At 75.3% G+C, this 23,090-nt stretch carries 24 protein-coding genes, 3 tRNA genes and 1 riboswitch; of the genes, 26 read left to right on the forward strand and 1 reads right to left on the reverse strand.

Annotated features, from left to right (window positions below):
* Positions 1 to 241 precede the first annotated feature (241 nt).
* From H488_RS30200 to H488_RS36150, 17 genes are all read left to right on the forward strand, one after another.
* Positions 242 to 314: transfer RNA gene (locus tag H488_RS30200), tRNA-Gly, on the forward strand.
* A 60-nt stretch (positions 315 to 374) separates the two neighbouring features.
* A tRNA-Cys gene (locus H488_RS30205) sits at positions 375 to 445 on the forward strand.
* A gap of 50 nt (positions 446 to 495) precedes the next feature.
* Positions 496 to 570 (forward strand) — tRNA-Val (locus H488_RS30210).
* A gap of 164 nt (positions 571 to 734) precedes the next feature.
* Positions 735 to 1,589, forward strand: coding sequence for a hypothetical protein (locus tag H488_RS30215; RefSeq protein WP_031283248.1), 855 nt, complete (start codon positions 735 to 737; stop codon positions 1,587 to 1,589).
* A gap of 74 nt (positions 1,590 to 1,663) precedes the next feature.
* The gene (gene def, locus H488_RS30220) at positions 1,664 to 2,236 is read left to right on the forward strand and encodes a peptide deformylase (RefSeq protein ID WP_017833939.1); all 573 of its coding nucleotides are present in this window, start codon (positions 1,664 to 1,666) and stop codon (positions 2,234 to 2,236) included.
* A 33-nt stretch (positions 2,237 to 2,269) separates the two neighbouring features.
* Entirely contained in the window at positions 2,270 to 3,193 is a 924-nt protein-coding gene (fmt, locus tag H488_RS30225; RefSeq protein WP_017833940.1) for a methionyl-tRNA formyltransferase, read from the forward strand.
* On the forward strand, positions 3,190 to 4,779 hold the full coding sequence (locus H488_RS30230) for an RsmB/NOP family class I SAM-dependent RNA methyltransferase (RefSeq protein ID WP_017833941.1): 1,590 nt from the start codon (positions 3,190 to 3,192) through the stop codon (positions 4,777 to 4,779). Before fmt ends, H488_RS30230 begins: the two co-directional genes overlap by 4 nt.
* A 31-nt stretch (positions 4,780 to 4,810) precedes the next feature.
* Positions 4,811 to 5,476, forward strand: coding sequence for a ribulose-phosphate 3-epimerase (gene rpe / locus H488_RS30235; protein ID WP_017833942.1), 666 nt, complete (start codon positions 4,811 to 4,813; stop codon positions 5,474 to 5,476).
* A 55-nt stretch (positions 5,477 to 5,531) separates the two neighbouring features.
* Positions 5,532 to 5,695, forward strand: a riboswitch (FMN riboswitch).
* A gap of 117 nt (positions 5,696 to 5,812) precedes the next feature.
* Positions 5,813 to 6,871, forward strand: coding sequence for a bifunctional diaminohydroxyphosphoribosylaminopyrimidine deaminase/5-amino-6-(5-phosphoribosylamino)uracil reductase RibD (ribD, locus tag H488_RS30240; protein ID WP_017833943.1), 1,059 nt, complete (start codon positions 5,813 to 5,815; stop codon positions 6,869 to 6,871).
* Between the two features lie 84 nt (positions 6,872 to 6,955).
* The gene (locus H488_RS30245) at positions 6,956 to 7,633 is read left to right on the forward strand and encodes a riboflavin synthase (protein WP_017833944.1); all 678 of its coding nucleotides are present in this window, start codon (positions 6,956 to 6,958) and stop codon (positions 7,631 to 7,633) included.
* A complete protein-coding gene (ribB, locus tag H488_RS30250; protein ID WP_017833945.1) occupies positions 7,633 to 8,307 on the forward strand; it encodes a 3,4-dihydroxy-2-butanone-4-phosphate synthase in 675 nt (224 codons plus the stop codon). Before H488_RS30245 ends, ribB begins: the two co-directional genes overlap by 1 nt.
* Positions 8,304 to 9,065 carry a GTP cyclohydrolase II gene (locus H488_RS0118590; RefSeq protein ID WP_017833946.1) on the forward strand — a complete coding sequence of 254 codons (762 nt, stop codon included), beginning with the start codon at positions 8,304 to 8,306 and terminating at the stop codon, positions 9,063 to 9,065. The genes ribB and H488_RS0118590 overlap by 4 nt, the downstream gene beginning before the upstream one ends.
* A complete protein-coding gene (gene ribH, locus H488_RS30255) occupies positions 9,062 to 9,541 on the forward strand; it encodes a 6,7-dimethyl-8-ribityllumazine synthase (RefSeq protein WP_017833947.1) in 480 nt (159 codons plus the stop codon). Before H488_RS0118590 ends, ribH begins: the two co-directional genes overlap by 4 nt.
* A 70-nt stretch (positions 9,542 to 9,611) precedes the next feature.
* Positions 9,612 to 9,875: a phosphoribosyl-ATP diphosphatase gene (locus H488_RS30260; protein ID WP_017833948.1), complete on the forward strand. Its 264-nt coding sequence runs from the start codon at positions 9,612 to 9,614 to the stop codon at positions 9,873 to 9,875.
* A 60-nt stretch (positions 9,876 to 9,935) separates the two neighbouring features.
* On the forward strand, positions 9,936 to 10,781 hold the full coding sequence (gene hisG / locus H488_RS30265; RefSeq protein ID WP_017833949.1) for an ATP phosphoribosyltransferase: 846 nt from the start codon (positions 9,936 to 9,938) through the stop codon (positions 10,779 to 10,781).
* Between the two features lie 42 nt (positions 10,782 to 10,823).
* Complete coding sequence (gene hisF, locus H488_RS30270; protein ID WP_017833950.1) at positions 10,824 to 11,588, forward strand: imidazole glycerol phosphate synthase subunit HisF; 765 nt, start codon at positions 10,824 to 10,826, stop codon at positions 11,586 to 11,588.
* Positions 11,589 to 11,913: 325 nt separating this feature from the next.
* Positions 11,914 to 12,918, forward strand: a complete 1,005-nt coding sequence (locus H488_RS36150; RefSeq protein WP_017833952.1) for an AraC family transcriptional regulator — start codon at positions 11,914 to 11,916, stop codon at positions 12,916 to 12,918.
* 4 nt (positions 12,919 to 12,922) lie between these two features.
* On the opposite strand, the gene H488_RS30280 is transcribed toward H488_RS36150, so the two are convergent.
* The gene (locus H488_RS30280) at positions 12,923 to 13,429 is read right to left on the reverse strand and encodes a hypothetical protein (RefSeq protein WP_150110355.1); all 507 of its coding nucleotides are present in this window, start codon (positions 13,427 to 13,429) and stop codon (positions 12,923 to 12,925) included.
* Between the two features lie 150 nt (positions 13,430 to 13,579).
* On the opposite strand from H488_RS30280, the gene H488_RS0118605 reads away from it, so the two are divergent.
* From H488_RS0118605 to lgt, 9 genes are all read left to right on the forward strand, one after another.
* The gene (locus tag H488_RS0118605) at positions 13,580 to 14,245 is read left to right on the forward strand and encodes a Pr6Pr family membrane protein (protein WP_017833954.1); all 666 of its coding nucleotides are present in this window, start codon (positions 13,580 to 13,582) and stop codon (positions 14,243 to 14,245) included.
* Positions 14,211 to 15,761: an AAA family ATPase gene (locus tag H488_RS30285; RefSeq protein ID WP_017833955.1), complete on the forward strand. Its 1,551-nt coding sequence runs from the start codon at positions 14,211 to 14,213 to the stop codon at positions 15,759 to 15,761. Before H488_RS0118605 ends, H488_RS30285 begins: the two co-directional genes overlap by 35 nt.
* Before the next feature lie 78 nt (positions 15,762 to 15,839).
* A complete protein-coding gene (gene hisI, locus H488_RS30290) occupies positions 15,840 to 16,220 on the forward strand; it encodes a phosphoribosyl-AMP cyclohydrolase (protein WP_017833956.1) in 381 nt (126 codons plus the stop codon).
* A gap of 53 nt (positions 16,221 to 16,273) precedes the next feature.
* The gene (locus H488_RS30295) at positions 16,274 to 17,872 is read left to right on the forward strand and encodes an anthranilate synthase component I (RefSeq protein ID WP_017833957.1); all 1,599 of its coding nucleotides are present in this window, start codon (positions 16,274 to 16,276) and stop codon (positions 17,870 to 17,872) included.
* A complete protein-coding gene (locus H488_RS30300; protein ID WP_017833958.1) occupies positions 17,865 to 18,464 on the forward strand; it encodes a Trp biosynthesis-associated membrane protein in 600 nt (199 codons plus the stop codon). The genes H488_RS30295 and H488_RS30300 overlap by 8 nt, the downstream gene beginning before the upstream one ends.
* 196 nt (positions 18,465 to 18,660) lie before the next feature.
* Positions 18,661 to 18,924, forward strand: coding sequence for an HGxxPAAW family protein (locus tag H488_RS30305; RefSeq protein WP_017833959.1), 264 nt, complete (start codon positions 18,661 to 18,663; stop codon positions 18,922 to 18,924).
* A gap of 148 nt (positions 18,925 to 19,072) precedes the next feature.
* Positions 19,073 to 21,199, forward strand: coding sequence for a tryptophan synthase subunit beta (trpB, locus tag H488_RS30310; RefSeq protein ID WP_017833960.1), 2,127 nt, complete (start codon positions 19,073 to 19,075; stop codon positions 21,197 to 21,199).
* Positions 21,200 to 21,258: 59 nt separating this feature from the next.
* Positions 21,259 to 22,050, forward strand: coding sequence for a tryptophan synthase subunit alpha (gene trpA / locus H488_RS30315; RefSeq protein ID WP_237740451.1), 792 nt, complete (start codon positions 21,259 to 21,261; stop codon positions 22,048 to 22,050).
* Between the two features lie 77 nt (positions 22,051 to 22,127).
* Positions 22,128 to 23,018 carry a prolipoprotein diacylglyceryl transferase gene (gene lgt, locus H488_RS30320; protein ID WP_017833962.1) on the forward strand — a complete coding sequence of 297 codons (891 nt, stop codon included), beginning with the start codon at positions 22,128 to 22,130 and terminating at the stop codon, positions 23,016 to 23,018.
* Positions 23,019 to 23,090 lie beyond the last annotated feature (72 nt).

A 23,090-nucleotide genomic window follows, 5' to 3' on the forward strand; every position in this document is an offset into this window, starting at 1 on the left:
TTCCCTACACGACGCTCTTCCGATCTGGCTCCCCGGGGGATTTGGCGTTTCGGAAAAAGGTCCCGTAAAGTCTCAACCTGTCAGGAACACCGACGGGTTCCGGCGAACGGAGCGGCTGCGAGGCCGCCCGGAACAGCGATCCCGTCGAACTTTGCACGCCCCGGACCGGCGCGAACACCGCCGGAACGGTTGTGCTAGAGTTCCTGATCGGAAGATCGAGAGATCGACCGAAGCAAGACATGCGGACGTAGCTCAGCTGGTAGAGCACCACCTTGCCATGGTGGATGTCGCGGGTTCGACTCCCGTCGTCCGCTCGCAGTGATCGGCATGAACGATGTCGTGACCGACGGCCCTGTCCGCAAGGACCAGGTCCCGGTGGGGTGGCCGAGTGGTTAGGCAGCGGCCTGCAAAGCCGTCTACGCGGGTTCGAATCCCGTCTCCACCTCGGTGCACACCCACCACGCTTGACGGTCTCCCTCGGGAACCGCCGGTCGAGCGCGATTGGCGCAGCGGTAGCGCGCTTCCCTGACACGGAAGAGGTCACTGGTTCGATCCCAGTATCGCGCACCACCTGGAAGGCCCCGGCTCCACGAGCCGGGGCCTTCGTCGTGCCCGGACACGGCACCGCTCGGCGGGCGCCGTGTCCGAGGCGGTCGGTAGCCTGCGGGGCAGGACCCGGAGCACCGGGACCGCCCCGGGCCCCGGGGCGAGGCGAGGGAGAGGCGACGAGCAGCGTGACACAGCCCAGGCTGGCGGAACAGACCGAGTACGGGCGGATGTACGCGAGGTCCGTGGCGGACCAGGCGACCGTCCCCTCCATCACCACGGTCCTCTCCCGGGCCGCCACGGACCTGGACGGGTGGTACGGCTACTCCGCCGCGCAGGCCGCCGTGCGGGACGACCGGCTGCGCGCGGCCCTGGGCTCGCCGGCCCAGCTGCGCGCCGTGGTGCGGGACGCGGCCAAGGCCGCCGAGCGGCACCGCGACGAGGCCGCCGCGCGCGGGGACCGCGTGCACACCTACGCCGAGCAGATCGCCCTGCGGGCCCTCGGCCGGCCCCACCGGGCCGCGGAGGCGCGGGCCGCGCTGGCCGAGCACGGCGAGGAGCGCTTCGCCTCGCGCTTCGACGAGTGGTGGGACCTCTACGCCCCGGAGCCGCTGGCGGTGGAGGTCACGGTGTGGAACTCCACCGTGGGCTACGCGGGGACCCTCGACCTCGTAGCCCGGATCGCGGGCAAGGTGTGCCTGATCGACTACAAGACGAAGGGCACGGACCGGGACGGGCGCGTGAAGTCCCTGGACCCCAAGGTCGTGACCCAGCTCGTGGCCGGGCTCAAGGCGGAGGAGTCCCTCGTGGACGCGGACGCCGGCACCTGGGAGCCGTGGGCGTACGGCAGCGCGGACCTGCTGCTGGGCGTGGCGGTCGGCGAGACGGAGGTCGTGCCCGTGCAGGCCGTCCCGGCGGTGCTCGAGCAGCACTGGTACAAGTTCTGCGCCCTGCACCGGCTGTGGACCCAGGAGACGGCCCTCGCCGCGGCCGGCCCCGCCCTGCGCCCCGTGCCGCCCCCGCCGCTGCGCGAGCAGGCGTAGGCCGGGAGCGCCCCGCGTGCCCGCGGGGGGACGGGCGGCCCGTAGACTTGCCGGGTCGAGAGCGAGGTCCCGCCATGTCCGTCCTGCCCATCCGCACCATCGGTGATCCCGTCCTGCGCACCCGCGCGGAGGAGGTCACGGCCTTCGACGACGCCCTGCGCCGGCTCGTCGCCGACATGCACGAGACGATGCTGGACGTCGGCGGCGTCGGCCTCGCCGCGCCCCAGGTGGGCGTCAGCGTGCGGCTGTTCACCTGGGCGGTCGAGGGCAGCGCGGGACACGTGGTCAACCCGGTCCTGGAGGTGGGCGAGGAGCCCCAGGAGGGCGGCGAGGGCTGTCTCTCCGTCCCGGGCCTGGCCTACGACACCCCGCGCCGGAACTGGGCCCGGGTCACCGGCCTCGACCAGCACGGCGCCCCCGTGACCGTCGAGGGCACCGGCCTGCTGGCGCGCTGCCTGCAGCACGAGACCGACCACCTGGACGGGCGGCTCTACGTCGACCGGCTGACCGGCGCCGAGAAGCGGGACGCGATGCGGGCCATCCGCGCCGCCGGCTACGACGGCGTGGTGCGCGGCGTGGCCGGGCAGCGCGCCGCGCACGTCGGAACCTCCTTCGGGGCCGGCTCCTTCGGCGCCGGCCCGGCCTGAATCCCGCCCCCGTCCCCACCCGTCAGGAGAGCCGTGAAGATCCTCTACGCCGGCACGCCGTCCGTCGCCGTGCCGCCCCTGGTCCACCTGGCCGAGCGGCCCGACGTCGAGATCGTGGCCGTCCTCACCCGCACCGACGCCCCCGTGGGGCGCAAGAAGGTGCTCACCCCCTCACCCGTGGCCGAGGAGGCCGGGCGGCGGGGCCTGCCCGTGCTCAAGGCCAACCGGGTGGACGCCGAGCTGACCGAGCGGATCCGGGGGCTGGGCGCGGACGTCGCCGCCGTCGTCGCCTACGGGGCCCTGGTCCCGCAGGCGGCCCTGGACGCCGTGCCGCACGGCTGGATCAACCTGCACTTCTCCCTGCTGCCGCAGTGGCGCGGCGCCGCCCCCGTCCAGCGGGCCCTGATGGCCGGGGACACGGTGGTCGGGGCCAGCACCTTCCTGCTGGAGGCCGGCCTGGACACCGGGCCCGTCCTCGGCACGATGACCGACGAGGTCCGTCCCGACGACACGGCCGGGACGGTCCTGGAGCGCCTGTCCCGCACCGCGGCGCCGCTGCTGGCGGACTCCCTGCGCGCCGTGGTCGACGGCTCCGCGCGCCCGGCCCCGCAGCAGGGCGACGTGACCCACGCCCCGAAGCTCACCGCCGAGGACGGGCGGGTCCGCTGGTCGGACCCCGCCGTGGCCGTGGCCCACCGGGTGCGCGGGGCGACCCCCGAGCCCGGGGCGTGGACCCGGCTCGACGAGCGCCGGCTCAAGCTCGACCTCGTGCTGCCCCGCCCCGACGTCCGGGACCTCGCCCCGGGCCGGTGCGTCCTGCGCGGGGACGCCGTGCTCGTGGGCACGGGCTCGTACGCCGTCCAGCTGACCCGGGTGCAGCCGGCGGGGAAGAAGACCATGGAGGCCACCGCCTGGGCGCGGGGCCGCAGCACGGAAGAGGAAGTGGTGTTCCAGTGAGCGGGCACGAGGACAGGCAGGGCGGCGACCGGCGGGGCGACCGCGACCGGCGACCGGGAGGCCCGCGGCGCAGCGCGAGGGGCCACGAGCGCAACCGTCGGGCGCAGTCCGACCGCTCCTTCTCCTCGGCGGCGCCCGCGGGGCGCACGCGGCGGGCCGACCCGGCCCGGCTGGCGGCGTTCGAGACCCTGCGCGCGGTGTCCGAGGAGGGCGCCTACGGCAACCTCGTGCTCCCCAAGCTGGTCCGGGCCCACCGCCTGGACCGGCGGGACGCGGGCTTCGCCACGGAGCTGGCCTACGGGGCGCTGCGCTGGCAGGGCACCTGGGACGCCGTGCTGGCCCGGTGCGTCGACCGGCCCCTGGGCGAGCTCGACGGGGCGGTGCTGGACGCCCTGCGCCTGGGCACCCACCAGCTGCTCGCGATGCGGGTGCCCGACCACGCGGCCCTCGACCAGACGGTGGGCCTCGTCCGGGCCGTCATCGGCGCGGGCCCCGGCGGGCTCGTCAACGCGGTGCTGCGCAAGGTCGCGGCCCGGGACCTGCCCGCGTGGATCGCGGAGCTGACCGCCGAGGCCGTCGACGAGACCGCCCGCCTGGGCCTGGCCCACGCCCACCCGGCGTGGGTGGTCCGGGCCCTGCGCCAGGCGCTCACCGCCCACGGGCGGGACGCCGCCGAGCTCGAGGCGCTGCTCGAGGCGGACAACGCCGCCCCCGTGGTCAACCTCGTGGCCCTGCCCGGTCTCGGCGACCTCGACGAGGCCCTCGCCGCCGGCGCGGAGCAGGGGACGCTCGTCCCGGGCTCGGCGCTGAGCAGCGGCGGCGACCTGCACCGGCTCGCCTCCGTCCGGGAGGGCGGGGTCCGCGTCCAGGACGCCGGGTCCCAGCTCGTCGCCCGCGCCCTGCTCGCCGCCGGCCAGGACGCCGACGGCGGCGCCGGGGGCGGGCGCTGGCTGGACCTGTGCGCCGGCCCGGGCGGGAAGGCGGCCCTGCTGGCGGCGCTCGCCGACCGGCAGGGGGCGCACCTGACGGCCAACGAGGTGGCCCCGCACCGGGCCGAGCTCGTGCGCCGGGCCCTGCGGCCGGTCCCGGAGCGCGCCTGGACGGTGCGCACGGGGGACGGGCGCGCCGCCGACGAGCTGCTCGGCGGCCGCCCCGTCGAGGAGGCCGGCTTCGACCGGGTCCTCGTCGACGCCCCGTGCACCGGCCTCGGGGCGCTGCGCCGCCGCCCGGAGTCGCGCTGGCGGCGCACCCCTCGCGACCTGGCGGAGCTCGGGCCGCTGCAGCGGGAGCTGCTGCACGCCGCCCTGGACGTCGCCCGCCCCGGCGGCCTGGTCGCCTACGCGACCTGCTCCCCGCACGCGGCCGAGACCCTCGCCGTGGTCCAGGACGTGCTGGCCCGCCGCGAGGACGCCGAGCTGGTCGACGCCCTGGCGCCGGTCCGGGCCGCGTCCCTGCCCGGCAGCCTCGACGGGGACCGCGACCCGTCCCGCCCGTGGGCGGGGGGCGCCGGCCCCGCGACCGTCCAGCTGTGGCCGCACGTCCACGGCACGGACGCCATGTTCCTGGCCCTGCTGCGCAAGCGCTGAGCCCCCGACCGCCCGACCACCAGGAGTCCCCGTGCCCCGCACCTGCATCCACCCCTCGATCCTCTCCGCCGACTTCGTCAACCTCGAGACCGAGCTGGGCCGGATCGCCGCCGCCGACGCCGTGCACGTGGACGTCATGGACAACCACTTCGTCCCGAACCTGACGCTGGGCATGCCCCTCGTGGAACGGATCCTCGCCGTCAGCCCCCTCCCGCTGGACGTGCACCTGATGATCGAGGACGCGGACCGCTGGGCCGCGGGCTACGCCGAGCTCGGCTGCGAGTCGGTCACCTTCCACGCCGAGGCCGCGCGCGCCCCGCTGAAGCTGGCCCGCGAGCTGCGCGCCCACGGCGCCCGCGCCGGGATGGCCCTGCGCCCCGCGACCCCCGTGGAGCCGTACCTCGACCTGCTGCCCGAGCTGGACATGCTCCTGGTCATGACGGTGGAGCCCGGCTTCGGCGGCCAGGCCTTCCTCGACGTCACGCTGCCGAAGATCCGCCGGGCCGCCGAGGCGATCCGGGCCGGCGGGGGACGGGTGGCGCTGCAGGTGGACGGCGGGATCACCGAGGAGACCATCGTGCGGGCCGCGGAGGCCGGGGCCGACACGTTCGTGGCGGGCTCCGCCGTCTACGGCGCGGAGGACCCCGGGGCCGCGATCACGGCCCTGCGCGGGGCGGCCCGCTCCGCGCAGTCCTGAGCCGGCCGGCCGCGGGCCGCCGCGGGCACGCCCTGTGACATAATCGGGGCACGAACAACGTGTTCCGGGGTCGGTGGAAGTCCGAACCGGCGGTCACAGTCCGCGAACCGGACGACCACGTCCCTGCGGGCGCCCAGCGCCCGCACCGACGGGTCGCCCGGCCGAACCGGTGGAACTCCGGTACCGACAGTCACAGTCTGGATGGAAGGCAACACGTTCAACGGCCCTCGTGGCGCGCCGTCGACGGCACCCGCCACGGCGCCGTCCGGACCCGTGGGTCCCGACGGCGGCACCGTTGTCCTGCGCCCCGGTTCCGCCCCGGGAAAGGACGACGTGATGGACCCGCAGCACCGGACCGGCGACGACGCCGAGCGCTCGGTCATGCGGACTGCCCTGCACGCGGCGGCGCGCGGCCCGCGCGGGGCCAACCCCCTCGTCGGAGCCGTCCTCGTCGACGCCGAGGGGCGGATCCTGCACGTCGGCCACCACCGCGGGGCGGGCACCGTCCACGCCGAGGTCGACGTCCTGGAGCGCGCCGGGTCCGCCGGCACCGACCTCCGGGGCACCACCATGTACGTCACCCTCGAGCCGTGCAACCACTGGGGCCGCACCGGCCCGTGCGCCGAGGCGATCGTGGAGGCCGGTGTGCCCCGCGTGGTCTACGGCGCCCCCGACCGCACCGCCGCCGCCGCCGGCGGAGCCGCCACCCTGCGCGCCGCGGGCCTCGAGGTCCGCTCGGGGCTGCTGGCCGAGGAGGCCGAGCGGCTCAACGACCGCTGGGGCGAGACCGTGCGCGCCCAGCGCCCGTTCGTGACCCTGAAGGTCGCCCAGAGCCTCGACGCCCGGATCGCCGCCGAGGACGGGACCAGCCGGTGGATCACGTCGTCGTCGGCCCGCGAGCACGGGCACGACCTGCGCGCCCGCGCCGACGCGGTCCTCGTGGGCAGCGGCACGGTCCTGGCCGACGACCCCCGGCTCACCGCCCGCACCGGCGACGGCGGCGTGGTCCCGCGGCAGCCCCTGCGCGTGGCCATGGGCCTGCGCCCCGTGCCCCGGGACGCCGCGATCCGCGGGACCGACGGGCGGTTCCGGCACGTCGCCACCCACGACCCCCACTCCGCCCTGGCCGAGCTCTACGACGCCGGCGTGCGCCACGTGCTGATCGAGGGCGGGGCCACCGTCGCCGCCGGCTTCCTGCGCGCGGGGCTCGTCGACGAGCTCAGCCTCTACCAGGCGCCCCTCGTGCTCGGGGCGGGACGGCCCGCCTTCGAGGAGCTGGGCATCGGCACCCTCGCGGACGCCTCCCGGTGGCGGCTCGACCCCGCCGGCGGCGGGCCCGTGCAGCAGCTCGGCCCCGACCTGTGGATCCACCTGCGGCCCGTCCCGCCGGACTGAGCGGACCGCCGGCCCCGAAGACCGACCGACCGACAGACAGACAGACAGAGTCAGAGACCAGGACAGAGACAGAGGTAGCACCGCATGTTCACAGGAATCGTCGCCGGCCAGGGCACCGTGCGCTCGGTCGACCCCCGCCCCGACGGCACGAGCGCCCGCCTCCTCGTGGACGCCGGCCCGCTCGTGGCCGACCTGCCGCACGGCGGCTCCCTCGCCGTCAACGGGGTCTGCCTCACGGCCACGCGCACCGAGGAGATCGGCCCCGGGCAGTTCCTGGCCGACGTCATCGGCGAGACGCTCGTGCGCACCAACCTCGGGGCGCTGGCCGCCGGGGACACCGTGAACCTGGAGCGCTGCGTGCCCGCCGGCGGTCGGCTGGACGGGCACGTGGTCCAGGGCCACGTCGACGGCACGGGCACCGTCACGGTCCGCGAGGACCTGGGGGAGTGGGAGCGGGTCCGGGTCGCCGTGCCCGCCGAGCTCGCCCCGTTCCTCGCCGAGAAGGGGTCGATCGCCGTGGACGGCGTGTCCCTCACGGTGACGGCGGTCAGCTCCCCCGGCGCCGGGGAGCACTGGTTCGAGGTCGGGCTCATCCCGGCCACCCTCGCCGAGACCACCCTCGGACGCCGCCCCGTCGGCGCGTCCGTCAACCTCGAGGTCGACGTCCTCGCGAAGTACGCCCAGCGCCTGCTGGCCTTCGCCCGGACCGACAGCACCCCGGCGCCGGAGACGGCCCGGACCACGGCAGGAGAAGGAGCATGATGCGGACCAGCAACACCCACGAGGGGACCGGCCGCGGGGGCGACGGGACGACCGGGGAGATCCGGCTCGACCCCGTGGGGGCGGCCGTCGAGGCCATGGCCCAGGGACGGCCCGTCGTCGTCGTGGACGACGCCGACCGGGAGAACGAGGGCGACATCGTCTTCGCGGCCGAGCACGCCACGCCCGCGCTGATGGGCTTCACCATCCGGCACAGCTCCGGGGTCGTCTGCGTGCCCATGACCGGGGCGCGGGCCGACGCGATGCGGCTGCCCCCGATGGTCGACGTCAACGAGGACTCGAAGGGCACCGCCTACACCGTCACGTGCGACGCCCGCCTCGGGGTGAGCACCGGCATCAGCGCCGCCGACCGCGCGCTCACCGCCCGGGTGCTGGCCGACCCCGCGGCCGGGCCCGGGGACATCACCCGGCCCGGGCACGTGCTGCCCCTCCGGGCCGCCGAGGGCGGGGTCGCCGTGCGCCGCGGGCACACCGAGGCCGCCGTCGAGCTGTGCTCCCTCGCCGGGCTCGAGCCGGTCGGCGTGATCGCCGAGCTCGTCCACGACGAGGGCGAGATGATGCGGCTGCCCGCCCTGCGCGCCTTCGCCGACCGGCACGGCATCCCGCTCGTGAGCATCGAGGACCTGGCGGCGCAGCTGCAGGAGGACCGCCGATGAGGCCGGACGCCCCCCTGGTCAGCTCCGAGCCCGTGGTGGTGCCCACGCCCGAGGGCCGGTTCGAGGTCATCGGCTGGCAGCTGCCGGGCGGGCCCGGGGACGCGGTCGCCGAGCACCTCAGCCTCACCGCGCCCTCCTCGGACCGCGTGCCCGTGGGCCGGCCCCCGCTCGTGCGGCTGCACTCCGAGTGCCTCACGGGGGACGTCTTCGGCTCCTACCGGTGCGACTGCGGGCCCCAGCTGCACCTGGCGCTGCGCCGGATCTCCGACGACGGCGGCACCCTCATCTACCTGCGCAACCACGAGGGCCGGGGGATCGGGCTGGTGAACAAGCTGCGCGCCTACAAGCTCCAGGACGGCGGGGCGGACACGGTCGAGGCGAACGAGCTGCTCGGCCTGCCCGCCGACGCCCGGGACTACACCGCCGCGGCGGCCATCCTGCACCGGCTCGGGCTGACCCGGATCCGGCTGCTGAGCAACAACCCCGCCAAGGCCGAGCGCCTGGCCGACCTGGGGATCGAGGTGGTCGCCATGGTGCCCAACGAGGTGCCGGCCCGCCCGGAGAACCACGACTACCTCGTCACCAAGCGGGACCGCATGCGGCACCGCCTGCGCCACGTCGACGACCCCACCGCCCACCGCGGCCCCGCGGCGGAGCCCGCCAGCCGGACCGACCGCACCACCGACCGCACGACCGACCGTACGTACGACAGCACCACCGACAGCACCACCAACGGCACAGGAGACCACACCCCATGAGCGGACACGGCGCCCCCGACATCGACCTCAGCACCGACGACGCGAGCGGCCTGCGCGTCGCCGTCGTCGCCTCCAGCTGGCACACCGAGATCATGGACGGGCTGGTCGACGGCGCCCGCCGCGCGCTCGCCGACGCCGGCGTGCGGGACGCGCCGGTCGTGCGCGTGCCCGGCAGCTTCGAGCTGCCCGTCGCCGCGGCCCGCCTCGCCCCGGGCCTCGACGCCGTGGTGGCCCTCGGCGTGGTCGTGCGCGGCGGCACCCCGCACTTCGACTACGTGTGCTCGGCGGCCACCCAGGGCCTCACGGACGTGTCGGTGCGCACCGGCGTGCCCGTGGGCTTCGGCGTGCTCACGTGCGACACCGAGCAGCAGGGCCTGGACCGCGCCGGGCTCGAGGGCTCCCAGGAGGACAAGGGCTACGAGGCCACGGCCGCCGCGGTGCGCACCGCCCTGCTGCTGCGCTCCCTCGGGGTCTGAGCCCCGTCCCGCGGGGCGTGCGGGCCCGCCCCGGTCCGGAGGCCGTCGCGGACCCATTACCCTGGTAGTCGTGAAAACCTTCGAGACCCTCTTCGCCGAGATCAGCGACAAAGCCGTGACCCGACCGGAGGGCTCCGGCACGGTCCGGGAGCTCGACACCGGCGTGCACGGCATCGGCAAGAAGGTCGTCGAGGAGGCCGCCGAGGTCTGGATGGCCTGCGAGTACGAGACCTCGGAGCAGGCCGCGGAGGAGATCTCGCAGCTGCTCTACCACGTGCAGGTGATGATGGTCGCGAAGGGCCTGCGGCTCGAGGACGTCTACCGCCACCTCTGAGCGCCCCGCCGCACCGTCCGTCCCCGCCCCACCGAACTCCCTGAGCCGAGAAGGAACCCCATGCTGCGTGTCGCAGTGCCCAACAAGGGCGCCCTGTCCGAGTCCTCCGTCACCATGCTCAAGGAGGCCGGCTACCGGCAGCGGCGGGACTCCCGCGAGCTGGTGCTCGTGGACCCCGAGAACAACGTCGAGTTCTTCTACCTGCGCCCCCGGGACATCGCGGTGTACGTGGGCGGGGGCATCCTCGACGTCGGGATCACCGGCCGGGACCTGCTCCTGGACTCCGGGGCCCACGCCGACGAGGACCTCGGGCTGGACTTCGCCCGCTCCACGTTCCGGTTCGCGGGCCCGGCGGGCGAGTTCTCCTCGATCGCCGAGCTGGCGGGCCGGCGGATCGCCACGAGCTACGACGGCCTGCTGCGCGACTACCTCGCCGAGCGGGGCGTGGAGGCCTCCGTGGTCCGCCTCGACGGCGCCGTGGAGTCCTCCATCCGGCTGGGCGTGGCGGACGCGATCGCCGACGTCGTGGAGACCGGCAACACCCTGCGGGCCGCGGGCCTGCAGGTCTTCGGCGACCCCATCATGACCTCCGAGGCGCTGCTCATCCGCAGCCGCGCGGCCGGGGAGCCCGAGGGCCTGGCCGTGCTCCGGCGGCGCCTGCAGGGCGTGCTCGTGGCCCGGCAGTACGTGCTGATGGACTACGACGTCGCCGAGGAGTACGTCGAGGCCGCCACCCGGATCACCCCCGGCATGGAGGGGCCCACCATCTCCCGGCTCGGCCGCGGCAACGCCTGGGCCGTGCGCGCCATGGTCCCCAAGTCCGAGACCAACAAGGTCATGGACGCCCTCTACGACGTCGGGGCCCGCGCCATCCTGGTCTCCCCGATCCAGGCCGCCCGGATCTGACCCCCTTCCCGCCCCATCCCCGCAGCCGAGGAGGTGCCGCCCGTGGGCGTTGCCGTACGTGTCATCCCCTGCCTGGACGTCGACGCCGGTCGAGTCGTCAAGGGCGTGAACTTCGAGAACCTGCGCGACGCCGGTGACCCGGTGGAGCTCGCCAAGCGCTACAACGAGGCCGGTGCGGACGAGCTGACGTTCCTCGACGTCACGGCCTCCTCGGCGGCCCGGGCCACGACCTTCGACGTGGTCTCCCGCACGGCCGAGCAGGTCTTCATCCCGCTCACGGTGGGCGGCGGCGTCCGCGCGGTCGCCGACGTCGACCGGCTGCTGCGCTGCGGCGCGGACAAGGCGTCCATCAACACCGCCGCGGTCGCCCGGCCCGGCGTGATCGACGAGATCACCGGGCACTTCGGCAGCCAGGTGCTCGTCCTCTCCCTCGACGCCCGCCGCACGGGCAACACGCCCTCCGGCTTCGAGGTCACGACCCACGGGGGGCGCACGCTGACCGGTCTCGACGCCCTGGACTGGGCGCAGGAGGCCGAGGACCGCGGCGTGGGGGAGATCCTGCTCAACTCCATGGACGCGGACGGCACCCAGGCGGGCTTCGACCTGGAGATGATCCAAGCCGTGCGCGCCCGGGTGCACGTGCCCCTCATCGCCTCCGGCGGCGCGGGCGCCCCCGAGCACTTCCCGCCGGCGGTGGACGCGGGCGCGGACGCCGTGCTCGCCGCCTCGATCTTCCACTTCGGTCCCGTGCACGCGATCGCCGAGGTCAAGGACGCGCTGCGCGCGGCCGGCCACGAGGTCCGCTGAACGGCCCCGTGGTCCGGGACGGCCACCGGGCGTAGAGTCGACAGTGAGCTGACGACAGTCGCTCGACAGGCCGACCCGAAGGAGAGTCCACCGTGGGACTGAACAGCATCATCAGGAGCTTCACCGGACGTGCCGGGGGGACCGCCGGCCGTCCCGCCGGCGGACGCCGGGGCACCCGCGGAATGAACGCCGCCGGCCAGGCGGGCGCGGGCAGGAGCGGCCGCGGTCTGGGCGGCATGCTGCGCGGCCTCCTCAACCGCCGATAGCGCACCGAACCAGGAGCGGCCCCGGAACGGGGCCGCTCCTGCACGTGCCGAGGACATCCATGACCACGACCGAGCCGTCCGCCCCGGGCGAGGACTCCGGCTCCGCAGCGGACCCGGTCCGCCGGACGTCGTTCGCCACGAACGACGCCGACCGGGGCATCGCCGCCATGTCCGAGTTCTACACGGGTCTCGGCATGCGCCCACCCACCGACGCCTCGTTCGAGCTGCGCATGGCGGCGGCCTCGACGGGCCCGCTCCTGGCGCACCGGTTCCGGCTGTCCACCTCGGAGTCCTCCGGCACGGGCGACGTCTCGGGCACGTACTCGGTCGTGCACGTGCTGACCGGGCGGCTGACGGTCAGCTCCGGGAAGGAGCGCATCGGCACGACCCTGCCGTTCCTGCTGCCCCGGGGACCGTACGGCGGCCGGTGGGACGGGCTGCTGGAGCTGAGCACCGTGGTCCTGGACGCCCGCTCGGTCGAGGGGATCGCGCGCGACCTGCTCGGCGCCCCGGACTTCGCGCTGCGCTTCACGGGCAGCACGCCCGTGTCCGCGCAGATGACGCGGTACTGGCTGGCCCAGGTCCGGCACTTCCACCGGGACCTGCTGCCCAACGCGGAGGCGCTGCGCACGCCCCTGGTGCGGGCCGAGGCGTTCCGGTCGCTGGCCGGTGCCCTGCTGCACTGCTTCCCGAACACCTTCCTGGCGCAGCCGGCGCCGTCGGAGAGCGCACCGGCGCTGCCGGCGCAGGTGCGCCGGGCGGTCGCCTTCGTCGACGAGCACCTGCACGAGGACGTCGGTCTCGCCGAGATCGCCGCGGCGGCACGGATGAGTCCCCGCGGGCTGCAGGCCGCGTTCCGCCGGGAGCTCGGCCGCACCCCCGTCGGCTACCTGCGGGAGGCCCGCCTGGACGCCGCCCGGCAGGAGCTGCTCCGGGCCGACCCGGCCGGGGGAGCGACGGTCGCGGCCGTCGCCGCCCGCTGGGGCTTCGGCCATCCCGGGCGCTTTGCGACCGCCTACCGGGCCCGGTTCGGGGAGCCGCCCGGCACCACGCTGCACCGCTGAGACCTCAGGCTCGGTCCCCGTCCCGGCAAGTCCCCTCCAACCAGTCCCGCACCGGGACGAGCGCCTCGTCGAGCGCCTGCCCGTCGAACCGCGCCGAGGGATCCTCCGCCAGGTCCTCACCGTAGGAGTCGACCAGCAGCTGCACCCGCGCGTAGTCGGCGGCCAGCGCCGGAGGAGCGGCCCCGCGCACGGCCTCGACCTCGTCCTCGACGTCCTGCACCTCCGCCACGGTCGGGCCCGCCGAGAGGCCGGCCGGCAGCAGCGCGAGCACCAGGAGGTCGTCGGCGACCGCCGCGCACGCCTCCCGGCGGTCCGGATAGGCGCCCCACGTGACGTCCGTGGCGGGAGCGGTCGACGCAGCGGGGGAGGCCGGGGGCGCCGCGGCCGTGGGGGAGCCGGTCGGCGGGCCCGGGGCGCCGGGGCTCCCGCATCCGCACAGCACCGCGACGACGAGCGCGGCCACCGCCGTGCCGGGGGCGGGGCGCTGCCCCGTCGCCGTCCTGGGATGCATCGTCTCGGTCCCGCCCGCCGTCGCCGCTCTGGTCCTGCTCCCACCATAGGCGCCGCCGACCCGACCCGGCAGGGCCACGGGCGGGCGGGCACGGCCTGCGGGTGCCGGAACTCCTATCCTGGAGCCCGGACGGCCGGGAGGAGGACGAACGTGCGAGTCGTCGTCGTCGCCGCCCGGGCCTGCGCCCTGGCCGTCGCGGTCTGGGCCCTGGTCTCGCGGGCGGACTGCGCCTTCGTGACGCGCACCTGCCTGGGGTCGAACCTGTTCAGCTACTTCACGGTCCACAGCGCCGTGCTGCTGATCCTGGCCGTGCTGCTGGCCCTCCTGCACACCGCCGCCGGGGCGCAGGAGCCGGGCTGGCTGACCGGGCTCCGGGCGATGGCCACCACCTACACCGTGGTCTCCGGGGCGGTGTTCGGGGTGCTGCTGGCCAACGCGGAGCTGTTCGGCCACCTCTTCCTCGTCCCGCTGTCCTCGCAGGTGCTGCACTTCGTGCTGCCGGTCTACGCCGTGGCCGACTTCCTGCTGTGCCCGGGCCGCCGGCGGCTGCGCTGGGCCGCCACCTGGGCGTCCACCGTGTTCCCGGCGCTGTGGGCCGTGTACACCCTGGTCCGGGGGCAGCTGGTGGGCTGGTACCCGTACTTCTTCCTCGACCCCGCCCTGGTGGGCGGCTATCGCGCGGTGGGCACCTACGCCCTCGGGCTGTCCGTGCTGATCCTCGCGGTGTCCTTCCTGACCGTCGCCGCCACCCGTCTGCCCACCGTCCCGGTAGGGTCGGCCCATGGACGACTCCTCTCCCGCCGGCCCGGTCCCTGATCCGGACGACGCCCAGCTCCTGCGCTCGTTCCGGCGCCTGGTGGACCGCCTCGCCGCGCTGCCGCCCGAGCGCGGGGACGAGCCCACGCCGCTCGGGCGGCACCTGTCCGCGGTGCTCGGCGCGGACGTGCGCACCCTGCCCGTGGTCTCGGAGGACTTCGCCCCGCACCGCCTGGCGGACGTCGACATCGCCCTCGCCGAGCTGGCGGGGGACGGGCCGGGCTCCCTCCTCGGCGTCAGCGGCGGCCGGAGCCGCGACGACCTCGGCCTCGCCGAGCTGCTCACGGCCCCGTACTCCGGGGCCGACATCGGCCCCGTCGACTACGCGACCCGGGCCACGGGCCCGGCCACCGAGCGGCAGGTCGTCGCGTTCGGCATCCGGTGCCTCACCGTGGACGGGGTGCCGGTGGCCGTGCTCCAGCGCATGCCCCGGCCCGAGTACGGCCGGTCGCAGGTGGTCCTGGAGGTGCTCGCCGCGGACCCCGCCGTCTGCGCCACGTTCCTCGCCCGGCTGCGGGCGCTGATGCTCGAGCGCAGCGTGCTGCGCGGCCAGGTGCTCTCGTTCGCCGCCACCGAGTACGGCAGCGAGGCCGGGGCCACGTTCCTGCCGCGCCCGCACGTGCCCGCCGACGAGATCGTGCTGCCCCCGGGCCTGCTGGAGCAGGTGGTGGGGCACGTCGTGGGCATCGGGGAGCACCGCGACGCGCTCCGGGCCGCGGGCCAGCACCTCAAGCGCGGGATCCTGCTCCACGGCCCGCCGGGGACCGGCAAGACCCTCACGGTCCGGCACCTGCTCTCCGTCACCCCGGGGACCACGGCGATCCTGCTGACCGGGTCGGGCCTGCACCTCATCGGGGCCGCCGCCGAGGTGGCCCGCACCTTCCAGCCGTCGATCGTGGTGCTCGAGGACGTCGACCTCGTGGCGATGGACCGGGACCTCGGGCCCGGGCCCCAGCCGGTGCTCTTCGAGGTGCTCGACGCCCTGGACGGGCTCGACGGCGACGCCGACGTCGCGTTCGTGCTCACGACCAACCGCGTGGCCGTGCTGGAGCGGGCGCTCGCCGAGCGCCCCGGGCGCGTGGACCTCGCGGTCGAGGTGCCGCTGCCCGACGCGGACGCCCGGTCCCGGCTGTTCCGGCGGTACGCGGGGGAGCAGCGGTTCTCCGCCGCCGCCCTCGACGCCGCGGCGGCGCGCGCGGAGGGGACCACCGGCTCCTTCCCGAAGGAGCTGGTCCGCCGGGCCGTCCTCGCGGCGGCCGTCCGGGGCGAGGACGCGGCGGACGCGGACCTGTCCGCCGCCCTCGACGAGCTCCTCTCCGGCCGGGAGGCGCTGACCCGCCGGCTGCTCGGCCACGCGGACACAGGGGAGTCCCCCGTCGAGTACGAGGACACGGACGAGGACACGGACGAGGACACGGACGAGGACACGGACGAGGACACGGACGAGGACACGGACGAGGACACGGACGAGGACACGGACGGGGTCCGGTGGTGCGCCCGGCCAGAGGCCCCCTGACGGCTCCGGCGCCCCCCGGCGGACGCCGGGGGGCGCCGGGGGCCGGGCCGCCCGGACAGGTCGATAGGATGGGTGGCGATGAGCGAGCAGACCCCCGACACCGGAACCGACGTCCTCGACCCCGCCGTGGCCCGGCGGCTCAAGCGCGACCCCTCGGGCCTCGTGGCCGCCGTGGTGCAGCAGCACGACACCCTCGAGGTGCTCATGCTGGGCTGGATGGACGACGAGGCCCTGCGCCGCACCCTCACGGAGGGCCGCGTGACGTTCTGGTCCCGCTCCCGCCAGGAGTACTGGCGCAAGGGCGACACGTCCGGGCACGTCCAGGCCGTGCACAGCGTGAGCCTCGACTGCGACGGCGACGCCCTCCTCGTCCGGGTCGACCAGACCGGGGCGGCCTGCCACACCGGCACCCGCAGCTGCTTCGACGGCCGCGACCTCGGCGCCGTCGCCGCCGTCTGAGCCCCGCCACCCTCATTCCTCCCGTCCGCCACCAGGAAGTCAGGTCGACACCCATGCAGGACCTGGGCAGCATCAGCCCCACGCTCGAGGAGTTCCGCGCGCTCGCCGCGGAGCGCCGCGTCATCCCCGTCCGCGTCAAGATCCTCGCGGACGCCATGACCCCGATCGGTCTCTACCGGGCCCTCGCCCTCGAGGACGGGGCGGCCCGGGCGGGCACGTTCCTCCTCGAGTCCGCCGCCGAGGGCGGCGTCTGGTCCCGCTACTCCTTCATCGGCGCCAACTCGCGGGCCACGCTCACCGCCCGGGACGGCGAGGCGCACTGGATCGGGCAGGCCCCGGCCGGCGCCCCCACCGGCGGCAACCCCGTCGAGGCGCTGCGGGACACCATGGCGCTGCTGCACACGGAGCGCTTCGAGGACGTCCCCCCGCTGACCTCCGGGCTCGTGGGCTTCGTCGGCTGGGAGGCCGTGCGCCGCTGGGAGAAGCTCCCGCACCCGCCGGAGGACGACCTGCGCATCCCCGAGCTGGCCATGAACCTGGTCTCGGACATCGCTGTCCACGACAACACGGACGGCACCGTGATGCTCGTGGCCAACGCGATCAACTTCGACGACACCGACGAGCGCGTCGACGAGGCCTGGGCCGACGCCGTGGACCGGGTGCACGCGATGCTCGAGCGGCTCGCCCGGCCCCTCGGCCACGGCACGGCCTCGACGCTCACCGGCAGCGACGAGATCCGGGGGGACCTCGAGTCCAAGGTCGACCAGAGCTGGGACCGCACCCTGTTCATGAACTCCATCGTGGAGGGCAAGAAGGCCATCGTGGACGGGGACATCTTCCAGGTGGTCGTCTCCCGGCGCTTCGAGACCGGGTGCACGGCCGACTCCCTCGACGTCTACCGCATGCTGCGCGCCATCAACCCCAGCCCGTACATGTACCTGTACAGCTTCGAGGACGCCGGCGGCCGTCCCTTCTCGATCGTCGGCTCTTCCCCGGAGGCGCTCGTGACCGTCACGGGGGACCAGGCGGTGACCCACCCCATCGCCGGGTCCCGCCCGCGCGGGCGCACGGTCGAGGAGGACCTCGCGCTGGAGCGGGACCTGCTCCAGGACGAGAAGGAGCGCTCCGAGCACCTCATGCTCGTGGACCTCGCGCGCAACGACATCTCCAAGATCGCCGTCCCGGGCTCGGTGGAGGTCACGGAGTTCATGGAGGTGGAGCGCTTCAGCCACATCATGCACCTGTGCTCCAACGTCGTCGGCCGGATGCGCCCGGACGCCACCGCCTACGACGTGCTCGCCGCGACGTTCCCCGCCGGCACCCTCTCCGGGGCGCCCAAGCCCCGGGCCCTGCGCCTGCTCGACGAGTACGAGCCCCTGCGCCGCGCCGTCTACGGCGGCGTGGTCGGCTACCTCGACTTCGCGGGGGACATGGACATGGCCATCGCCATCCGCACGGCCCTGCTCGTCGACGGCAAGGCGTACGTCCAGGCCGGCGGCGGGATCGTCGCGGACTCCGACCCCGAGACCGAGGCCCTCGAGTCCCTCAACAAGGCCACCGCACCGCTGCGGGCGGTGCTGCTCGCCGAGCGGCTGCACGCCCTGGACCTCGACCGGGTGGCCGTGCCGGAGACGGGCGCCGGGCGTGCCTGAGGCCCGCGGCTCCCGGCGGGCGGCGCTGTCCCGGCGGTCCACGGTGGTGCTCGCCACCCTGGTCGCCGCCCTGTCCGTGTTCGCCTGCTCGGCCGCCACCTGGGTCTCCGCCACGGTGCAGACCACGCTCGAGCCCGTGACCGTGGACGTCGCCGGGTCCGACGCTGCGCCGGCCGTCACCGCCCTAGGGCTCGTCGCGGCCGCCGGTGCCCTCACCACGGCGATCTCCGGCCGGGTGCTGCGCACCGTGGTGTCCGTGGTGGTCGTGCTCGCCGGCCTCGGCGCCCTGGCGGCTTCCGTGGCCGTGCTGGCCGATCCGGCCGGGGCCGCGCAGACCGCCGTGGGCGAGGCCACCGGCATGATCAACGCCGGCGGCGACTTCGCCGTCACCGCCTGGCCCCCGCTCGCGGCGGCCGCCTCGGCGCTCGTGGCGCTGTGCGGCGCCTGGGCCCTCGTGGCCGGCCGCACCTGGACCGCGGCCCGGCGCTACGAGCGCTCCGGGGCGGACGGGCCCCCGGCCGGGACGGCCCGCTCCGGCGACGAGATCGACTCGTGGGACGCCCTCACCGAGGGTCGCGACCCCACCGCCTGAGCGCCCTGCCCGCCCCTGGGCTCCGGGCCCGCCGCGGCGGGGGAGCGGGTGCCCCGGGGCCCCGTGGGGCGTGCGCGGGCGCGGCCCGAGGGGTGGCACAATGGGACGGGACAGACTGTCAGCAACCGCCGCGCCCCGCCGGGGCCGTGCGCGCGGAGCCGGCCGGCTCCGGCAGGGAAATCGGGAGTGCAACAACATGGCAAACGGAAACGAGATCGTCCTCGACCACACCGGCTTCGTGGGGCACGGCAACACGCTGGCCGCGTGGGTGACCGTCGGCATCATGTCGGTGGGCGTCATCGTGGGCGTGGTGGGCTTCACGGTGGGCAGCACCGCCCTGTTGATCGCGGGCATCGTGCTGGTCGTCGTCGGGCTCGTCGCCGGCGCCGTGCTGAGCAGGATGGGCCACGGCAGCGGCTCCGAGCAGCGCAAGCACGAGGCGCGCCAGCACCAGGGCTGAGACCGGGCCGGCGCGGGCCGGCCCCGGGAGCGCGGCACGCGCACGGGCCGACCGGCCCCCGGAAGGGACCGGTCGCCGTCCCCGCCCGGTCCGGGCGCGGCCCACGAACGCACCAGCGCGGCCAGCGCCGCCGAGAGGACAGGAAACCATGTCGCAACAGAGCACCGGGACGGTCCTGGACGCCATCATCGAGGGCGTCCGGGCGGATCTCGCGGAGCGCCGTGAGCGCGTCGGCCTCGACGAGCTCCGCCGGGCCGCCGCGCAGCGGCCGCCGGCCCTGGACGCCGAGTCGGCGCTCCGGGGACCCAGCGCGGACGCCGTGCAGGTCATCGCCGAGGTCAAGCGCTCGAGCCCCTCCAAGGGCGCGCTGGCCCCGATCGAGGACCCGGCGCGCCTGGCCGCGGCCTACGAGCACGGCGGGGCCTCGGTGATCTCCGTGCTGACGGAGCAGCGGCGCTTCAACGGCTCCCTGGCGGACCTCGACGCCGTGCGCGCGGCCGTGGGGGTGCCCGTGCTGCGCAAGGACTTCACGGTCGACGAGTACCAGATCTGGGAGGCGCGCGCCCACGGGGCCGACCTCGTCCTGCTGATCGTCGCCGCCCTCTCCGACGACGAGCTGCGCCGCTTCCTCGCGCTGACCCACGAGCTGGGCATGCACGCCCTGGTGGAGACGCACACGCCCGAGGAGATCGAGCGGGCGGTCGCCGTGGGCGCCCGCATCGTGGGCGTCAACGTCCGCAACCTCAAGACCCTCGACACCGACGTCGAGACCTTCGGCCGGCTCGCCGGCCTCCTGCCCCAGGACGCGGTGATCGTGGCCGAGTCCGGCGTCGAGGGCGAGGAGCAGATCGCCCTCTACGCCTCGCACGGTGCCAAGGCCGTCCTGGTCGGCGAGGCCCTCGTGCGCAGCGCCGAGCCCGCGTCCACCATCGCGGCCTTCCGCGCGGCCGGTGCCGCCGCGCGCGCCCGGCGGCACGTCCCCGAGGCCGAGGCGGAGGCCGTCGCCGCAGAGGCCGCCTCCCTGCGCGAGGCCCCCGGGCCGTACTTCGGGGACTTCGGGGGCCGGTGGATGCCCGAGTCCCTCATCGCCGCCCTCGACGAGCTCACGGACGTGTTCGAGAAGGCGAAGGCCGACCCGGAGTTCACTGCGGAGTTCCAGCGGCTCTCCCGCGACTACTCGAACCGGCCCTCCCTGCTCACCGAGGCCCAGCGCTTCGCCGCCGAGGCCGGGTGCCGGATCTTCCTCAAGCGGGAGGACCTCAACCACACCGGCTCGCACAAGATCAACAACGTGCTCGGCCAGGCCCTGCTGGCGCGCCGGATGGGCAAGACCCGGCTGATCGCCGAGACCGGCGCCGGCCAGCACGGCGTGGCCTCGGCCACCGCCGCCGCCCTGTTCGGCATGGAGTGCGTGGTCTACATGGGCGAGGAGGACACCCGGCGCCAGGCCCTCAACGTCGCGCGCATGGAGCTGCTGGGCGCCACCGTGGTGCCCGTGACCAACGGCTCCCGCACGCTCAAGGACGCGATCAACGAGGCCCTGCGGGACTGGGTCGCCTCCGTCGAGCACACCCACTACCTGCTGGGCACCGCGGCGGGGCCGTACCCGTTCCCCGCGATGGTCCGCTACTTCCACGAGCAGATCGGCGAGGAGACCCGCGAGCAGATCCTGGCCCAGGCCGGACGCCTTCCGGACGCCGTCGCGGCCTGCGTGGGCGGCGGGTCCAACGCGATCGGGATCTTCCACGGCTTCCTGGACGACCCCTCGGTGGAGCTCTACGGACTGGAGGCCGGCGGGGACGGCGTGGAGTCCGGACGCCACGCCGCCACGATCTCGCTGGGCCGCCCCGGGGTGCTGCACGGCGCCCGGACCTACCTCATGCAGGACGAGGACGGGCAGACGCTCGAGTCCCACTCGATCTCCGCGGGCCTGGACTACCCGGCCGTGGGCCCCGAGCACTCCTACCTGCACGACATCGGGCGGGCGCGCTACGAGGCGATCACCGACGTGGAGGCGATGGAGTCCTTCCGGCTCCTGTGCCGCACCGAGGGCATCATCCCCGCCATCGAGACCTCCCACGCCCTGGCCGGCGCGCTGAAGATCGGCCGGCGCTGGGTGGAGGAGCTCGGGCCGGAGGCGGCCGCGGAGAAGATCATCGTGGTCTCCCTCTCCGGGCGCGGCGACAAGGACGTGGCGACCGCCGCGGAATGGTTCGGGATGCTCCCGGACGACAGCGCCGAGGCCGAGCTCGGCGAGAAGGGCGAGCGACTGTGAGCACCACCCGACACGAGACCCCCGGGGCGGACCTCGCCTCCCGCCTCCTGCCGCCGGGCCTGAGCGCCGACCCCGGCTCGCGGCTCGCCGCGCGCATCGCCGAGTGCCGGGACCATGGCCGGCCGGCCCTCGTCGGCTACCTCCCCGCCGGCTTCCCGACCGTCGACGAGTCCATCGAGGCGGCCGTGGCCCTGGGCACCAGCGGCGCCGACGTCATCGAGATCGGCATCCCGTACTCGGACCCCGTCATGGACGGGCCGGTGATCCAGCACGCGACCACCACGGCCCTCGCCAACGGGTTCCGGGTGGCCGACGTGTTCCGCGTGGTCCGTGCCGTGGCCGAGCGGACCGACGCGGTGCCCGTGGTGATGACCTACTGGAACCCCGTCCTGCAGATGGGCGTCGACACGTTCGCCCGCCGGCTCGCCGAGGCCGGGGGAGCGGGGATGATCACCCCCGACCTGATCCCCGACGAGGCCCGGGAGTGGTTCGCCGCGTCCCAGGCCCACGGCCTGGACCGGATCTTCCTGGTGGCGCCCTCCTCCTCGCGGGAGCGGCTCGACCTGGTGGTCAAGGCCGCGAGCGGCTTCGTCTACGCGGTCTCCGTGATGGGCGTCACCGGCGCCCGGGACGCCGTCTCCGACGTCGCCGAGAAGCTCGTGGCGGACACCCGCGCCGCCGGGGCCCAGCACGTGTGCGTGGGCCTGGGCGTCTCCCGCCGGGAGCACGTCGAGGAGATCGGGGCCTATGCGGACGGCGTCATCGTGGGCACCGCCCTCGTGCAGGCGCTGGCCGACGGCGGCCCCGAGGCCGTGGGCGCGCTGGCCCGGGAACTGGCCGGGCGCGCCTGATAGCGTGACGTGGCGCCCCGCCCTCCTCCGGGCGGGGCCGCCCGTCCCGACGACCCCACGAGCCGAGGCCCCACCGCATGCTGCTGAGCGCCGTTCCCCCCGTGCCCGCCCTGATGAGCGCCCCGCTCCGGCAGGGCATTCCCTCCCCGGACTGGTCCGGCTTCTCGCTCGGCCCGCTGACCGTGCACGCCTACGCGCTGTGCATCCTCGCGGGCATCGCCGCGGCGCTGTGGCTGACCACGCGCCGCTGGGCGGCCCGGGGGCTGGACCCGGAGATCGTGTGGGACATCGTGATGTGGGCCGTTCCCGCCGGGATCGTGGGCGCCCGCGCCTACCACGTGCTCATCACCGACCCGGCAGGCTACTTCGGCCCGGGCGCCGACCCCGTCGACGCGCTGCGGATCTGGGAGGGCGGCCTCGGGATCATGGGGGCCGTGGCCTTCGGCGCGGCGGCCGCGTGGTGGGTGTGCCGCCGCAACAACGTCTCCCTGGCCGTCTTCGCCGACGCCGCGGCACCCGGCCTGCTCCTCGCGCAGGCGATCGGGCGCTGGGGCAACTGGTTCAACCAGGAGCTCTTCGGCCGGCCCACCACCCTGCCGTGGGGCCTCGAGATCGACCCCGGCAGCCCGAACTTCCCGGCCGGGCTGCCGGCCGACACGCTCTTCCACCCCACGTTCCTCTACGAGTCCCTGTGGAACCTGCTCGGCGTGGTGCTCCTGCTGGCCCTGGACCGGCGGTTCCGCCTGGACGGCGGCCGCCTCTTCGCGCTCTACCTGGTCCACTACGGCCTGGGCCGGATGCTCATCGAGCTGTTCCTGCGGATCGACCCGTCCCTCATGGTGCTGGGCCTGCGCGTGCACGTGTGGACCGCCCTGGGGCTCGTGCTGCTCGGGCTGGCCCTCTTCGCGGCGGTGGTGCTCCGCCGCCGCAGGGCCCGCGGCGCCGCGGTGGAGTCCTCGCGCGCCTGATACCGCACCGGGGGCCGCACCGGGGCTCCTGGCCGGAGAGTTTTCAGAGCTGTAACATCTGAGTGCTAGATT

Source organism: Kocuria sp. UCD-OTCP (assembly GCF_000349605.1).
GTDB lineage: Bacteria > Actinomycetota > Actinomycetes > Actinomycetales > Micrococcaceae > Kocuria > Kocuria rosea.